Here is a 15743-nt window from a genome sequence, read left to right as displayed (position 1 = left end):
CATGAGTAAGCAAGCTCGTTTGCCTTTGTTCGACCGTGGGTTGTTGCTCACGGCGTGCCTGGATGCCTTCAAGAAGTTGCTGCCCCAGGCGCAGTGGAAGAACCCGGTGATGTTTGTGGTGTACCTGGGCAGCATTCTCACCACGCTGTTGTGGTTTCAATCACTGGGCGGCAAGGGTGAAGCCTCCAGTGGCTTCATTCTCAGCATCACGTTGTGGCTGTGGTTCACTGTGCTGTTCGCCAACTTCGCCGAAGCACTGGCCGAGGGGCGCAGTCGGGCCCAGGCCGCCAGCTTGCGCGGGATGAAGCGCCAGACCCTGGCCAAGCTGTTGAAGCAACCCCGGCATGGCTCCGCCTGGATGCCGATGCCTTCCGGCGAACTGCTCAAGGACAATGTGGTGTTGATTGAGGCTGGCGATCTGGTGCCCCTCGATGGCGTGGTGATCGAAGGCGTGGCGTCGGTTGATGAAAGCGCGATTACCGGAGAATCGGCACCGGTGATTCGCGAGGCGGGCGGCGACTTTTCATCGGTAACCGGTGGGACAAAAGTGCTGTCGGACTGGCTGGTGGTGCGCATCAGTGTCAACCCGGGCGAGTCATTTCTGGATCGCATGATTTCCATGGTCGAATCCGCGAAACGCCAGAAGACTCCCAACGAGGTGGCGCTGAACATTCTGCTGGTGGGCCTGACATTTTTGTTTCTGCTGGTGATCGTGACCCTGGGCCCGTACTCGATGTTCGCGGTGGGCATGAGCGGAGGTGACGTGGTCAGCGCAACGGTACTGGTGGCGCTGCTGGTTTGCCTGATCCCCACGACCATTGGCGGTCTGTTGTCGGCGATCGGTGTGGCGGGCATGAGCCGGATGATGTCGGCCAACGTCATTGCCACCTCCGGGCGAGCCGTGGAAGCGGCTGGCGACATTGACGTCCTGCTGCTGGACAAGACCGGTACCATCACACTGGGTAACCGCCAGGCCAGCAGTTTCCTGCCGGCGCCCGGGGTTAAGGAGTCGGAACTGGCCGACGCTGCGCAACTGGCCTCGCTGGCCGACGAAACGCCGGAGGGGCGCAGTATCGTGGTGCTTGCCAAGCAGAAGTTCGACCTGCGGGCGCGGGACCTCAATGCCCTGGGTGCAAGCTTCGTGCATTTCACCGCGCAAACCCGCATGAGCGGCGTCGATCTGGCCGGTGGCCGGAGCATCCGCAAGGGTGCGGCAGATGCCATTCGCCTGCACATCGAGGCGCTGGGCGGCAGCTTTCCGTCCGCGTTGCAGGCCAGGGTCGATGAAGTCTCGCGTCGTGGCAGCACACCGCTGGTGGTGTGTGATGGCCAACAGGCATTGGGCGTGGTGGAACTCAAGGACGTGGTCAAGGGGGGGATCAAGGAGCGCTTTGCCGAACTGCGGCGCATGGGGATCAAGACAGTCATGATCACCGGCGACAACCGCCTGACGGCGGCAGCGATTGCCGTGGAAGCCGGGGTTGACGATTTTCTCGCCGAGGCTCGGCCGGAAGACAAGCTGCAACTGATCCGCGACTACCAGGCCCAGGGCAAGCTGGTGGCCATGACCGGAGACGGCACCAACGATGCGCCGGCACTGGCTCAGGCAGACGTGGCGGTGGCCATGAACAGTGGTACTCAGGCCGCCAAGGAAGCGGGCAACATGGTCGATCTGGACAGCAACCCGACCAAGCTGATCGAGGTGGTGGAAGTCGGCAAACAGATGCTAATGACGCGCGGCGCGTTGACCACCTTCAGCGTGGCCAACGATGTGGCCAAGTATTTTGCTATCGTACCGGCCGCATTCGTCGCGACCTACCCGCAACTGGGCGCACTGAACGTGATGCAACTGAGCAGCCCGAACTCGGCGATTCTCAGCGCGGTGATCTTCAATGCCCTGATCATCGTGTTTCTGATCCCGCTGGCGCTCAAGGGCGTGACTTACCGAGCCATCGGCGCGGCGGCGTTGCTCAATCGCAACCTGCTGATCTATGGCCTGGGTGGCGTGCTGGTACCGTTCGCGGGGATCAAGGTGATCGACATGCTGTTGACCGGGCTCGGCCTGGTTTGAAAGGACTGACTGCACGGCGCCGTGTATGGCGCCGTGCAGTTCAAAAGGATTGCCATGCCCGTTATTGATACGTTCACCGCTTCACGAGACGGCCGCCCTGATCCCGACACGCTGTTGGAGAAGCTGAAACAGGACGAACAGGCCGCCCTGCGTGGGAAACTGCGCATCTATTTCGGTTCCAACGCCGGGGTGGGGAAAACCTGCGCGATGCTCACCGCGGCCCAACGCGAAGTGACCCAGGGCCGTGACCTGGTGGCTGGCGTGATAGAAACCCATGGCCGCCGGGAAACCGCCGAACTGCTCGCTGGCCTGGAATTGCTGCCGCGTTATAACGTGATGCATCGCGAGTGTGCCCTCAGCGAGTTCGATCTGGATGCCGCGCTGGCGCGGCGTCCGGCGGTGCTGCTGGTGGATGAACTGGCCCACAGCAATGTTCCCGGTTCGCGTCACCCCAAGCGCTGGCAGGATGTCGAAGAACTGCTGCGCGCCGGCATCGACGTCTGGACCACCCTCAATGTCCAGCACCTGGAAAGTCTCAACGATATCGTCAGCGGGATCATCGGCATCCGGGTGCGCGAGACCGTGCCCGACCATCTGTTCGACGGTGCCCATGAAGTGGTGGTGATCGACCTGCCACCCGATGACCTGCTGCGCCGTCTCAAGGAAGGCAAGGTCTACCTGCCGCCCCAGGCCGAGCGCGCGTCCCGGCATTTCTTTCGCAAGGGCAACCTGCTGGCCTTGCGCGAGCTGGCGTTGCGGCGTACCGCTGATCGCGTCGATGCACAGATGCGCGACTATCGCCGCGAGCGATCCATCAATTCCCTTTGGCCCGCGCGCGAGCGTTTACTGGTTGGCGTGGCAGGGCACCCTTCGGATGAACGTCTGGTTCGTGAAGCGGCGCGTCTGGCACAAAAACTTGAGGCGGACTGGATTGTCGTTCATGTGCCTTCGGTGCAGCGACGTGGCGCGGGTGCGCACCGCTATGCCGCCGCCATGAAGACCTTGGCACTGGCCGCCGAATTCGGTGCCGACACGGCCACGCTCTCGGGCATGGACGTGGCCGAGGCTTTGGTGGCGTTTGCTCGTGAGCACAACGCCAACCGGCTGGTGCTCGGGCATTACCCGCGCAAGGTCTGGCAGTTTTGGCACCAGTCGGTCAGTGACCGCATCAGCCGTCGCCATCCCGAGATCGATCAGATTGTCATCGCCCATGGCCCACTGCCTATCGTGGTTGCGGTGGCGGTGAATACAGATACAGCGCTTCCGCCCAGCAGGGTTCCGGCTTATCTGTGGGCCAGCCTGGCCTGTTTTGCCGCCACGGCGGTGGCCGCGTTGCTGTTGCAGGTGTTTGACCTGGCCAACGTGGTCATGCTGTTTTTGCTCACGGTGGTGCTGGTCGCCCTGCGCTTTGGGCGAGGGCCGGGTGTCTGGGCGGCGATGCTGGCGGTGCTGTGTTTTGATTTCTTCTTCGTCCAGCCACGCTGGTCGTTTACGGTCAACGACACCCAGTACTTCTTTACCTTCGCCCTGATGCTGGGTATTGCGTTGATCACCGGGCAGCTCACGGCACGCTTGCGTCACGAAGCCCGCACCGCTGCCAGCCGTGAACGGCGCGCGACTTCGTTGGCCAGGTTGGCTCGCGACTTGTCGGCGGCACTGACGGTGGAGCAGATCACGGAGGTGGCGCTGCGCACCTTCAGCGGCGTATTTGAAGCGCGGGTCGGGCTGACACTGCCGGACGCCGCCGACAGTGTCCACGCTTGTGGCGCGGGTGCATTTGCGATCGATGAAAACATTGCTCAATGGGTTTACGACCATGGCCAACCCGCCGGCCAGGGCACCGATACGCTGGCCGCCGCTCAGGGCCGGTATTTGCCGTTGAAGGCGCCAATGCGCGTGCGCGGAGTGTTGGTGCTCGCGCTGGCTGAGCCCGAGCGGTTGAACGGGCCTGAAGAGCAGCGCTTGCTCGAGGCCTGCATGAGCCAACTGGCGATAGCGCTGGAACGGGTGCATTTCGTCGAAGTGGCGCAAAGCACCCTGGTGCAGATGGAGGGCGAGCGCATGCGCAATACCCTGCTGGCTGCGATCTCTCATGACCTGCGCACGCCGCTGACCACCATAATCGGCGCGGCAGACGCAGCAGCGCCCCATGCGCCGCCCGGACCGCTGACCCAGTTGCTGGGCGGTATTCGCGATCAGGCCAGCTCCATGCAGCGGTTGATCGAAAACCTGTTGGACATGGCCCGAATGCAGGAACGCGGTGTGCGCCTCAACCGGCAATGGCACTCACTGGAGGAAATTGTCGGCAGTGCTTTGCGTCAACTGCGCGAGCCATTGGCGCGGCATGTGGTGCGCACCGCCCTGTCGCCACTGTTGCCGTTGGTGGAAGTCGATGCGCTGTTGATCGAGCGCGTGCTGGTCAACCTGCTGGACAACGCCGCCAAGTACACCCCGGCCGGAACGCTGGTACAGGTTGTGGCCCGGCAAGAGGAGGACAGCATTGTGTTGGAGGTGATCGACGCCGGTCCCGGTTGTCCTCAGGGCAGCACGCCTCAGAGTTTGTTCGAACCGTTCACCCGGGGTCAGCAGGAGTCGGCCGTTGCCGGCATCGGCCTTGGGCTGGCGTTGGCAAAACGGATTGTCCAGGCCCATGGCGCAACGATCGAGGCTCAGCCTCAGGCCATCTCGGGCATCCGCTTTGTCATCACTTTACCGGCGGGTCATCCGCCTTCCATGGAATCGCTATGACCAGTGCACGCATCCTCATTGTCGAGGACGAGGCCAACATCCGCCGTTTCATCGGTATCGCGCTGCAGGACGAAGGTTTTCAGGTGTTCGAGGCCGACAACGTCAAACGCGCCCTGATCCACGCCGCCAGCCGTCAACCGGATCTGGTGATTGTCGATCTGGGTTTGCCCGACGGTGACGGCAAACAATTGATCAGTGAGTTGCGGGGCTGGATGACGGTGCCGATTCTGGTGCTGTCGGCCCGTGATCGTGAAGAGGAAAAAGTGGCGGCACTGGATGCGGGGGCGGACGATTATCTGGTCAAGCCCTTCGGCGTGCCCGAGTTACTCGCGCGTATCCGCGCCCAGTTGCGTCGGCATGTGCAAAACGGCACCGCCGCGGTCACCAGCAAGGTGACATTCGGCATGATCGAGGTGGACATGGCCACGCACGAGGTCCGGCGCGAAAACCAACCGGTCCATCTAACGCCCATCGAGTATCGCTTGCTGTGCGCGCTGATTCGCGGACAAAGCCGGGTCATGACCCATCGCCAGCTACTGTTGGAAGTGTGGGGCCTGGATTACGTCGATCGTGCTCACTATCTGCGGGTGCACATGGCGCACTTGCGGCAAAAACTGGAGGCCGATGCGGCCCAGCCGCAGCATTTCATCACCGAATTGCAGGTGGGATATCGCTTGGTGGGGCTGTAAAGCACGGCGGACGCTGGTCGCAGCGCCTGGCCGTGTGTCGCTCACTTGTCTTTCTTGATCCGGCGTTCGTGCAGGAAATCGATGTACAGCGTGATGAAACCGAACGAGGTAATGCTGAACAACACGAGTAGGCCGATTTGAGTCGAGCTCATGATCAAAGTCCTGGGGGTGGGGCGAGGAGCGCTCAACCTGCCGTGGCTGGGCGTCATCAATCGTCGAGACACAGATAGATAATACGAACCCGGGGCCTTGGGTAGCGGTTATATGAAAGCTTTACGGCGCCGTCCTTGAACCCTATGCACTTCATACGAGGGGTGGGTATCGGGCGTTCGAGGGCAAGCAAGTATTGCTAGAATCGGCGAGCGTTATCCTGTCATCTCACTTGCCCCAAGGTCTGCGCTGCGCCATGAACTCGTCGAACCCTGTCATCCGAAACGCCCTGCCTACTGATCTGGACAGCTGTTACGCCATCGAAACCGTTGCCTACGAAGGCGACGAAGCCGCCACCCGCGAAAAAATCGCCACGCGCATTGCCACTTGGCCCGAAGGTTTCATCGTGGCCGAAGTCGATGGCGTTGTAGCCGGTTTCATCAATTCCGGTGCGGCGTTTCAGGTAGAAATGTCGGACGAGGCGTTCAAAGAACTGATCGGCCACGACCCGGCCGGCCCACACGTGGTCATCATGTCGGTGGTGGTGCACCCGGATTTTCAGGGGCAGGGGCTGGCGAAACGGTTGATGGGCGAATTCATCGAGCGGATGCGCGCGTTGGGCAAGACCAGCATCCATCTGATGTGCAAGGAGCGGCACATTCCGCTGTATGCCGGGTTCGGGTTTGCCTACATCAAGCCTTCAGCGTCTGACCATGGCGGGATGGAGTGGCATGAGATGATTCTGGAGCTGTAAACACGAGCCCTGTAGGAGCTGTCGAGTGCAACGAGGCTGCGATCTTTTGATCTTGCTCTTCAGCCGCTTCAAAACCGCCAAAATCAAAAGATCGCAGCCTCGTTGCACTCGACAGCTCCTACAAGGGGGGGCGTTGTATCAGTAGAGACTGTCCCGCACCCTGACCGGCGCTTCCCGGTCATACGTCTCGGCATCGAACTGCCCATCGTTCAAGCGCTTGTGAAAGGCACCCGCCGTTGGCAGGGCAGAGCGTTCGAGGTGCTTCTCAGGGTTCCATAAGTCCGAACGAACGATGGCCTTGGAGCAGTGGAAGTACGCCGCTTCGACCGTCACCAGCATCACCGTGCGCGCTGGTTTGCCGTTCACCGCAAAGCTCTCCAGCAACCCAGGTTCGGCGCTGATCTTTGCCGTGCCGTTAACCCGCAACGTTTCGCCAATCCCGGGAATTATGAACAGCAGCGACACCCGCGAATCGAGTACGACGTTACGCAGGGTGTCGATTCGGTTGTTGCCCGGCCGATCCGGGATCGCCAGGGTGCGTTCATCAATGACCCGCACGAAACCCGGCGTGTCGCCCCGTGGCGAACCGTCCATCCCGTCAGGCCCCACCGAGCTGACAATTACCAGCGGCGAGGCGCGGACCATCGCCTGATAGTCCTCGTTCAGAAAGGGGATTTGCTTGCGCACGGCGCGGTCGTGGGGCTGGCCGTAGAGGGCTTCCAGTTCTTCGATGCTGTTGAGCATAACCACCTCAGAAAATCAGACCCATGCGCCGTTCGTAACCGATCCGACCCCTGTAGGCTTCGCCGCTGTCGACCCAGCCGAATTTTGCGTAAAGCGCGATGGCCGATGCGTTATCCGCATCCACTGACAATTCCAGCCCCTTTATCTCCGGAAACGCCTGACGGGCCACGTCGGGCAGGGCTTGCAGACAGGCCTTGCCATAGCCTTTGCCCTGAGCCCGTTGATCGACTTGCAGTGCGTGAAGGGTCGCGCTGTGTTCATTGGCCCACGCCGGCAGCACTGGCGGGCGCTTGAGCAGCAGAAAGGCCACGGGAACCTCCTCGACCAGTAGCGCAAATCCTTTGACGCCGGGGCCGGGTTTGGACAGCAAGGTGTGCAACGCACCGTGAATGTCGCCGGAGAACCTGATTTGTTCTTTGTGAACTTCAATGGCCTCGACCTGCTGGCGCTGGAGCGCGTTCAGGCTGTCGTAAGGCACGAGTAGGGCTGTCACTGGAGTGTCCTTTTTCCAACAAAATGTGTTTCGAATTCTAACGAGTTTGCGTTCATGGATTATTTTTATTTCTACTGTCGATTTGGCTTTTCGCCAGACGACTAAGGGTGTCTTCACAACAAAAACCACGGAGAACCACCATGAACGCTACCCACGAAATCCAGACCCTGATCGACACCTATCGTCAGGCGGTCATCGCCAAGGATGTCGAGAAACTCATGCCCTTGTATGCCGAGGACATCGTCTCCTACGACGCGGTCAAGGCCCTGCAATTTCGGGGCACGGCGGCCTACCGCGCGCATTGGCAGGAATGCATGGAAATGTGCCAGGGCGCGCACAAGTTCGACTTCGACCATATGAACATCGTGGCAGACGAGCACATCGCCTTCGCCCATTGGCTGGCCCATTGCGGCGGCACCAACGAGAAGGGCGAGACCCAGGCCTGCTGGATGCGCGTGACCGCCTGCTATCGGCGCGACGATGGGCAATGGCGCATTGTCCACGAACACTGGTCGGCCCCGTTCGACATGATGAGCGGTACGACGCTGTTCAACCTGGAGCCCTGAGCGTCAGGCCGATTCGTCGGGAATGTCGCGAAAGCGTCAATCAGCAGCCATAGTTGATCCGTTCGATTCAGGAGAGCCCCATGAAGTATTTATGCTTGGTCTACAGCAACGAGCACGAGTTGCACTCGCTGCCCGAAAGCCCGAATGACGCTGAATGCATGGCCTACGCCGAGGCGATCCAGGGCAGTGGCCGAATGGTTGCCGCCGAGGCGCTGGAATCGGTGCAGACCGCGACCACCGTGCGGATGCGCAACGGGAAGATGTCGATCACCGACGGCCCGTTCGCCGAAACCAAGGAGCAGTTGGCCGGCTTCTACCTGATCGATGCCAAGGACCTCAATGAAGCCATCCAGGTCGCCGGCAACATCCCGGCGGCCCGGGTCGGCTGCGTCGAGGTGCGTCCCGTTCGCCAGTTGAATTCCGGCGCCTGATGTCTGTCGAGTCGGTACGGGCGCAGGTCGAGCAGGTTTATCGCGAAGAGTCACGGCGGATTCTGGCGACCCTGATCCGTTTGCTCGGCGATTTTGATCTCGCCGAAGAAGCCTTGCACGAGGCGTTTTTCGTCGCGGTCGAGCGCTGGCAGCGTGACGGCGTGCCGGACAATCCGCGTACCTGGCTCGTGTCCACGGGGCGCTTCAAGGCCATTGATGTGTTGCGGCGGCGCGCACGCTTCATCGCGTCGCAACCGATGTTGATCGCTCAACTGGAGTCGCTGGAGCAGGCCGACTGGAGTGATGAAGACGTGGAAGACGATCGCCTGCGCCTGATCTTCACCTGTTGCCACCCGGCACTTGCGGCGGACGCCCAGGTGCCGTTGACGCTGCGCGAAGTCTGCGACCTGACCACGGAAGAAATCGCCCGGGCGTTCCTGTCGGCGCCAGCGACTATCGCCCAGCGCATCGTACGTGCGAAGGCGAAAATCCGTGACGCGAAAATTCCTTATCAAGTGCCGACCCTGGCGGAATTGCCCGAGCGCCTGGACAGCGTGCTGCGAGTAATTTACCTAGTGTTCAACGAAGGCTATTCCGCGTCCATGGGCGCGGAACTGACCCGTGAGGATTTGACCCGCGAGGCGATTCGGCTCGGTCGTTTGTTGATGGAGCTGCTGCCGGAACCCGAGGTGATGGGGCTGCTGGCGCTGATGCTGCTGCACGAGTCCCGACGCCCGGCCCGGACGTCGGCGAGCGGGGAGTTGATCGTGCTGGATGAGCAGGACCGTTCGTTGTGGGACGCCGAGATGATTGCTGAAGGTTGCGCACTGGTGGAGCGTGCACTGACAACCCGGCGCTTCGGGCCTTACTGCCTGCAAGCGGCGATTGCGGCGTCGCATGCCGAAGCGCCCACGGCGGCGGAAACGGACTGGCTGGAGATTGTGGGTCTGTATGACGTGCTGTTGCGGGCGGCGCCTTCGCCAGTGATCGAACTGAACCGTGCGGCGGCGATCTCCAAGCGGGATGGACCGCTGGCGGGGCTGACGTTGATTGAAGGGATTCTGGCGCGGGGTGATTTGCTGGATTACCACTTGGCGCACGCGGCGCGGGCGGAGTTTTGTCGGCAGTTGGGAAGGGTTGAGGAGGCGCGGACGGCTTATGAGCGGGCGTTGGAGTTGACGCAGCAAGTGCCGGAGCGGCGGTTTATTGAGGCCCGGTTGCGGGAGCTGAAGTGATGTGATCTTGCGGGCGCCTTCGCGGGCAAGCCTCGCTCCTACAGGTTCCTCACACCTTCCGTAGGCGCGAGGCTTGCCCGCGAGTGGCCGCGCCGCTATTCCAGCATTTTGCCTAACAACCAACTCCCCGCCGGCCCTGGCGGATGCAGCCGCGACCACAGTGCATCGACGAACACCGGTTTTGGCCAGCCGCGCACGTCCAGTTCCTGCAACGTCCCTGGGCCAAACCGCTCCACCAGCCACCGGGGCAATGGCGCCCAGCCGAATCCGCCCTGAGCCATTTCCAGCAGCATCAGATAACTCGGCGCCGACCAGACGCGCCCCTTTGCCCGGCTTTCATACGGATTGACGATCGTCGCCAGACGCAGCTCTCGGTGTTGTTGCAACACGTCCTGATCGATGTGGCTCAGGGCCGCCAACGGATGCTCGCGGGACACGAACAGGGCAATCTCGGTCCGTTCTTCTACGGTCGAACTGACCAAGTCCGGCGGGTAACTGTCTTGTTTTTCGGCGAAGGCCACATGCGCCCGACCCCGTTGTACCAATGCCACCAAGTCATCGCATTCGGCGATCAGGCATTCAAGTTCCAGGTCCGGATAACGCTGCTCGAAGGCGCTGAGCGCCGCTTCGAATCGGTCGGACTGATACGTGTCGGAAATCGCCACGGTCAGTTTTGGCTCGACCCCTTGGGACAGTTGGCTGGCGGTCATTTCCAGTCGGCTGGTGGCGGCCAGGATTTCCTCGGCCCGTTGCAGCATCACGTGCCCGGCCGGGGTCAGGCTCGGTTTGCGGCTGCTGCGGTCGAACAGTGTCAGGTTCAAGTCGATTTCAAGGCTGGCCACGGCGGCGCTGATGGTCGACTGACTGCGGCCCAATTTGCGCGCCGCGGCGGAAAACGAGCCTTGAGTCGCTGCCTGAACGAAGGCCTGCAACACTTCTTGAGAGGCCATGAACTATCGCCTTGATCGATGGTTATTGGTTATGAAGTATCGGTGTGAAGAAGGATCATGGCAACCACAGTCACTCAGAGGAGTCTGGCCATGAGCGCCAACAAATCCATCACTGAACGTATTTTCCAGGCCGTCGGTTTCGAATTGCTGGCCATCCTGATCTGTACCCCGTTGCTGGCCTGGATCATGGACAAGCCGATGCTCGATATGGGCGTCGTGACCATGGCTATCGCGGCACTTGCCCTGGCCTGGAACGTGGTCTTCAACGGATTGTTCGACCGTGCGCTCAAACACTACAACCTCGTGCACAACGCGTGGGTACGTGTTGTCCATGCGCTGTTGTTCGAAGGCGGTCTGGTCGCGGTGGGTGTGCCGTTGATTGCCTGGTGGCTGAAGGTCAGCCTGTGGCAAGCGTTCGTGCTGGATATCGGCGTGTTGCTGTTTTTCCTGCCGTACACCTACGTCTACCACTGGGCGTATGACGTGGTACGGGAGCGGTTTGTCATGCGTCAGTCTTACGAAGCTTAAAAGCAAAGATCGCAGCCTCGTTTCACTCGACAGCTCCTACAGGGATCGCATTCCAATGTAGGAGCTGTCGAGTGAAACGAGGTTGCGATCTTTTGATCTTAATAATCCTGGCGCTTGCGAAACGCCCAACGCCCGGCGATCACGGTAAACGTCGCGACCAATGCCACCAGAATCCAGAACCCCTCCGGATCACCGGAAAGCGGCACCCCACCGACGTTCATGCCAAAGAACCCGGCGATGATGTTGATCGGCAGCGCCAGCACCGTCACCACGGTCAGGGTGAACAGTGTGCGGTTGCTCTGTTCGTTGAGGTTGGCGGCGATTTCTTCCTGCAACAGTTTGATCCGTTCGCCCAAAGCTGTGAGGTCGTTGATGATCAGCGCGAACTCCTCGGTGGACTTGCGCAGCTCCTTGACGTCTTCCTTCTGTAACCACTGCGGTGGGCGATTGAGCAGGCGCAGCAATGAGCCCGGTTCCAGCGCCAACAAGCGTTGCAGGCGCACCAGCACTCGACGATTGGCACCCAGCTCAGCCCGGTTGGTCGACAACCTTGAGGACAGCAACTCATCTTCGATCTGATCGACGCTGAGGCTGGTCTTGCGCACGATCTGGGTCAGTACTTCACCTTGATCGCGCAGCAAATGCACCAGCAATTCCAGCGGCGAACGAAAGCACTCACCGGCCTTCACCGAGGAGCGCAGCTTGTCTACCGAGTGCAGCGGTTGCAGGCGTGCGCTGATGATCAGCCGACTGCGGGCGCAGACCCACAGCGTCGAGACATCCGAGGAAACCATGCTGCTGAGGTTGAACACCACGTCGTTGACCACCGCCAGCAACGCCGAATCCACATGCTCGATGCGCGTCGAACGTGAACCCTCATGCAGCGCTTCGAAAAACTCGTCCGGCAACTCCAGATGGCTCTTCATCCAGCGCTCGCAGGCGGCGTGGGCGAGGTTCAGGTGCAACCAGAGAAATTCGTCGCTGTCGCCGGGCTGTTGCAGGCATTGCAACGCCTTGGCCGAATCGAGCTCGCGGCCGCGCTCGCCGGGGCGAAAACTGAAACCGTACAGCAGACCGAACAGGTCCGTGTCGCGATGACTTTGGTCGATGCTGTGGTTCATGAGGTCTCACTGTGAGGAGGCGCCTGTCGCGGGTTTCACAGGTTCACTTGAGCCGCATCATTGCAAGGATTTTTGACCGCCTTGTGACAGTCTAGTGGCGCTGAAAATTCACTCTACCGGTGGTCGGAAGCGTTAAAGAAAGGCTCTGGCACGCCGATGATGTTGATGTTGAACTTCGCGGTGCGGTCTTGGGCCAGCGTCGCTGACAGGGATGTCCGGACACCTTGCACGCCTGCCGGGCGTGCCTTATCCCTGTCATGAGATCACTCGATGTTTTTGCAAAAATCCCTGAGAGCACAAATCCTTGCCTTGTTGAGCGGCAGCCTGTTGGCCATGTTGCTGATTGCCCTGGCCTGCTTTCACTTTCTGTCCAGCGGTGTTCAGAACTACGCGAATCTGATCGAAGGCCCGCTGCATACCTCGCAATTGATCGATGAAGCCAACCTGCAATTCAAGGTTCAGGTTCAGGAGTGGAAAAACGTCCTGCTACGCGGCAAGCAGCCTGCGGATCTGGACAAATACTGGAAGCAATTCGAAGACCGTCAGCGCGATGTGCAGGGCATCCTCGGTGAACTGGCCGGGCAGAAGGGTATCCAGCCGTCACTCAAGACTCGCATCGAACGCCTGAGGGACGAACATCGCCTGTTGGGCGCGGCCTATCAGAAGGGCCGTGACGCCTACGTGGCGGCAGGCGCCAACCCAACGGTTGGCGACACGGCGGTCAAAGGTGTGGACCGCGCGACCAGCGATCAGATGAGTGAGTTGGTCAGCGAATTGCGCAAGCAGGGTGCCGAGCAATCGAGGCTGATCAGCGCCGACGCTGACCGCACCGTGTTGCTGGGGATCATTGTGATGCTCGCCTCGGGTCTATTGATCGGGTTATTTAGCCTGTGGCTGGTCAACCGCAACCTGGTGGAACCGATTCGCAAACTGATCGAGTACGTGGCGCAACTCAGTCAGGGTCGTTTCGCCGAACGCGTGGCCAGTTCCCGTCAGGACGAACTGGGCAAACTGGCGATGGCCGCCAATACCCTGCGCGATTTTCTTGCCGAAACCTTCAACCGTTTGCAGCGCAGCGCCTCGGATCTGGACAGCGCCAGCGGTGAGCTGAATTCCATCGCCACCCTGATGGCCAGCGGCACTAACGAGCAGTTCAACCGCACCGATCAGGTGGCCACGGCGATGAACGAAATGTCCGCTACCGCGCAAGAAGTCGCACGCCACGCTGCCGATGCGGCACGTGCCGCCGACGATGCCGACCAGTCCGCCCAGCAGGGCGAAAAGGTCATGCAGGGCACCATTCACACCATCACCCAAATGCGCAGCGAAATTGCCAATACCGCCACGGTCATCCGTCGTCTGGAAACCGACAGCGGGCGCATCGGCAAGGTGCTGGAAGTGATTCGCGGCATCGCCGAGCAGACCAATCTGCTGGCGCTCAACGCAGCCATTGAAGCGGCCCGTGCCGGCGAAGCAGGGCGCGGTTTCGCCGTGGTGGCCGATGAAGTCCGCAGCCTGGCTCAGCGCACGGCGGCGTCGATCATCGAGATCAACCAGATCATTCAAACGGTGCAGACCGGTGCGGTGGACGCCGCTCAGGCAATTGAAAGCGGTCAGTCGCGCAGTGAGGAAAGTGTCGAGCAAGTGACTCAGGCCGGCGCCATGCTGGAGCGCATCACCCTTGCCGTGGAAGCCATCCGCGACATGAACCGCCAGATCGCCACCGCCGCCGAAGAGCAGACCTCGGTGGCCGAAGACATCTCGCGCAACCTCACCGAAATCACCAGCATCGCCAGCACCAATCTGGACAATGTGCAGCGCACGGAAGCGGCCAGCCACAACCTGCACGGGTTGTCGGGGCAGTTGAATGAAGTGACGGCGCGCTTAAGCGCGTAACGGGAAGGGCTGTGTACCGGTTTGCTTACCGAGTCGGTACACAGTCGATCTCAAGTCCGCAGTGTCGATGTCGATGACCACGGTAATCTACTTTCGGTTCCTTGGTCAGTACGACCGCTTAACTCCGTGCTGGAAGACTGAAGGTAAACGTCGTGCCCTGTTGCTCGGTCGATACCACGTCCAGTTTCCCCCCATGGGACTGCGCAATCTGACTGGCAATGTACAACCCCAACCCGAGGCCGGCCTGCGGTGTTCCGCTGGCCGGTCGCGAGTAGGGCCGGAACAGATGGGGCAGCGCATCCTCGGCAATCAGCCCCTGATTTTTCACGCTCAGCACAAACTGTCCTTCATTGATCTGCGCGCTGATATCGATCGAGCCGTCGGGATCGCCATGAGCAACCGCGTTCGCCACCAGATTGGAGAGTAACTGCGCGACCCGCTCGCGATCGCAATGAACGCTGCGCAGGTCACCGATGGACGATTGAATGGTGCGGTCGGGATGGACGCTCTGAACCTCTGAAATCACATGCCGCAATGCATCCTCGAGATCCGGGCACGGTTCAATGTTCACGGGAATGCCACGGCCCAAAGAGCCGCGAGCGAAATCCAGAACGTCATCGACCAGTTTGGTCGCACGACCGGCGCTGGTGAGGATGTGCCGGGCCCGTTGCTGATTCGCCGGATCGGGTAGTTTGCGCAGGAGCATTTCGGCGCCGGCGCTAATGGCGAACAAGGGGTTGCGCAGATCATGTCCGAGCACGGCAATGAACTGCTCGCGTAGTTTGGCGGTTTCCCGTTCCTGCCTCAGCGCTGCTTCGGTCTTTTGCAGATTTTCTTCGGCCTCGATCTGCAGCGCCAGCATCCGGGCGAAGGATTCCATGGTGCTCTGGATCGTGCTGGATTTGAGGGGGGCAGGATTGGGGTCAAGGGCGCAGATGGTGCCGAAAAAGCGTCCGTCGGTGCGGAAAATCGGCACGGCGATATAGCTTTCGAACTGATAGAGGCGAGGGGTGTGGTGATCGCGGTAAAGCGGGTCTTCACTGGCCTTGTCGATGACCACCGAATGATGCGCCTGACGAATTTCGTGGCACAGGGTCGTGACAAGGTCCAGCTCACCGCCGACCTGCAAACCGAAATTCAGCTGGTCGAGCACCGCACACGCTGTCCACGACTCTTCGGTGACCCGAGCTACGGCGGCAAAGCGCAGGCCTGTCAGTTCACGGATCACTTGAAGAATCGCCGGCACCGCACTGATCCGAGCGATCGTGGCGATGTCTGCTGCCGCTGCTTGCCCCATTTCAATCCATCTCTGCATGAACAGTGTGGTGGGATTCTAGCGGGCTGATGCTGCGTTGGTGCGATTTGAT

Annotated in this window: 14 protein-coding genes; 9 read left to right on the top strand and 5 right to left on the bottom strand. The window is 60.8% G+C overall.

Going from position 1 to position 15743, the window contains the following annotated elements; translation table 11 throughout:
- Position 1: 1 nt before the first annotated feature.
- The 4 genes from kdpB (at position 2) to QFW87_RS22755 (ending at position 6412) form a co-directional block, all read left to right on the top strand.
- Entirely contained in the window at positions 2 to 2071 is a 2070-nt protein-coding gene (kdpB, locus tag QFW87_RS22770) for a potassium-transporting ATPase subunit KdpB (protein WP_283188935.1), read from the top strand.
- Positions 2072 to 2125: 54 nt separating this feature from the next.
- On the top strand, positions 2126 to 4819 hold the full coding sequence (locus QFW87_RS22765; protein ID WP_283181382.1) for a sensor histidine kinase KdpD: 2694 nt from the start codon (positions 2126 to 2128) through the stop codon (positions 4817 to 4819).
- Positions 4816 to 5508 carry a response regulator gene (locus tag QFW87_RS22760; protein ID WP_283188934.1) on the top strand — a complete coding sequence of 231 codons (693 nt, stop codon included), beginning with the start codon at positions 4816 to 4818 and terminating at the stop codon, positions 5506 to 5508. The genes QFW87_RS22765 and QFW87_RS22760 overlap by 4 nt, the downstream gene beginning before the upstream one ends.
- Before the next feature lie 406 nt (positions 5509 to 5914).
- Positions 5915 to 6412, top strand: a complete 498-nt coding sequence (locus QFW87_RS22755) for a GNAT family N-acetyltransferase (RefSeq protein WP_283188933.1) — start codon at positions 5915 to 5917, stop codon at positions 6410 to 6412.
- 138 nt (positions 6413 to 6550) lie between these two features.
- On the opposite strand, the gene QFW87_RS22750 is transcribed toward QFW87_RS22755, so the two are convergent.
- A complete protein-coding gene (locus tag QFW87_RS22750; protein WP_283188932.1) occupies positions 6551 to 7156 on the bottom strand; it encodes a pyridoxamine 5'-phosphate oxidase family protein in 606 nt (201 codons plus the stop codon).
- Between the two features lie 7 nt (positions 7157 to 7163).
- Complete coding sequence (locus QFW87_RS22745; RefSeq protein WP_283188931.1) at positions 7164 to 7649, bottom strand: GNAT family N-acetyltransferase; 486 nt, start codon at positions 7647 to 7649, stop codon at positions 7164 to 7166.
- A 140-nt stretch (positions 7650 to 7789) separates the two neighbouring features.
- Between QFW87_RS22745 and QFW87_RS22740 the strand changes: the two genes are divergently transcribed.
- The 3 genes from QFW87_RS22740 (at position 7790) to QFW87_RS22730 (ending at position 9881) form a co-directional block, all read left to right on the top strand.
- Positions 7790 to 8215, top strand: coding sequence for a nuclear transport factor 2 family protein (locus QFW87_RS22740; RefSeq protein WP_283188930.1), 426 nt, complete (start codon positions 7790 to 7792; stop codon positions 8213 to 8215).
- 80 nt (positions 8216 to 8295) lie between these two features.
- A complete protein-coding gene (locus tag QFW87_RS22735) occupies positions 8296 to 8646 on the top strand; it encodes a YciI family protein (protein ID WP_283181376.1) in 351 nt (116 codons plus the stop codon).
- Positions 8646 to 9881, top strand: a complete 1236-nt coding sequence (locus QFW87_RS22730; RefSeq protein WP_283188929.1) for an RNA polymerase sigma factor — start codon at positions 8646 to 8648, stop codon at positions 9879 to 9881. Before QFW87_RS22735 ends, QFW87_RS22730 begins: the two co-directional genes overlap by 1 nt.
- 95 nt (positions 9882 to 9976) lie before the next feature.
- Here QFW87_RS22730 and QFW87_RS22725 read toward each other — a convergent pair whose 3' ends face one another.
- The gene (locus QFW87_RS22725; RefSeq protein WP_283188928.1) at positions 9977 to 10831 is read right to left on the bottom strand and encodes a LysR family transcriptional regulator; all 855 of its coding nucleotides are present in this window, start codon (positions 10829 to 10831) and stop codon (positions 9977 to 9979) included.
- A gap of 90 nt (positions 10832 to 10921) precedes the next feature.
- On the opposite strand from QFW87_RS22725, the gene QFW87_RS22720 reads away from it, so the two are divergent.
- Positions 10922 to 11359 carry a multidrug/biocide efflux PACE transporter gene (locus QFW87_RS22720; RefSeq protein WP_283181374.1) on the top strand — a complete coding sequence of 146 codons (438 nt, stop codon included), beginning with the start codon at positions 10922 to 10924 and terminating at the stop codon, positions 11357 to 11359.
- Positions 11360 to 11457: 98 nt separating this feature from the next.
- Here QFW87_RS22720 and QFW87_RS22715 read toward each other — a convergent pair whose 3' ends face one another.
- Positions 11458 to 12480 (bottom strand): transporter, encoded by a 1023-nt coding sequence (locus tag QFW87_RS22715; RefSeq protein WP_283188927.1) that lies wholly within the window; start codon positions 12478 to 12480, stop codon positions 11458 to 11460.
- A gap of 270 nt (positions 12481 to 12750) precedes the next feature.
- Here QFW87_RS22715 and QFW87_RS22710 point away from each other — a divergent pair, with 270 nt between their 5' ends.
- Positions 12751 to 14376, top strand: a complete 1626-nt coding sequence (locus tag QFW87_RS22710; RefSeq protein WP_283188926.1) for a methyl-accepting chemotaxis protein — start codon at positions 12751 to 12753, stop codon at positions 14374 to 14376.
- Between the two features lie 118 nt (positions 14377 to 14494).
- Here QFW87_RS22710 and QFW87_RS22705 read toward each other — a convergent pair whose 3' ends face one another.
- The gene (locus tag QFW87_RS22705; RefSeq protein WP_283184618.1) at positions 14495 to 15673 is read right to left on the bottom strand and encodes a GAF domain-containing sensor histidine kinase; all 1179 of its coding nucleotides are present in this window, start codon (positions 15671 to 15673) and stop codon (positions 14495 to 14497) included.
- Between the last annotated feature and the right edge of the window lie 70 nt (positions 15674 to 15743).

It is taken from the genome of Pseudomonas sp. PMCC200344, from assembly GCF_030053095.1.
In the GTDB taxonomy this organism is placed as follows: domain Bacteria; phylum Pseudomonadota; class Gammaproteobacteria; order Pseudomonadales; family Pseudomonadaceae; genus Aquipseudomonas; species Aquipseudomonas svalbardensis.
This window is presented reverse-complemented; position numbering and strand designations above follow the sequence as displayed.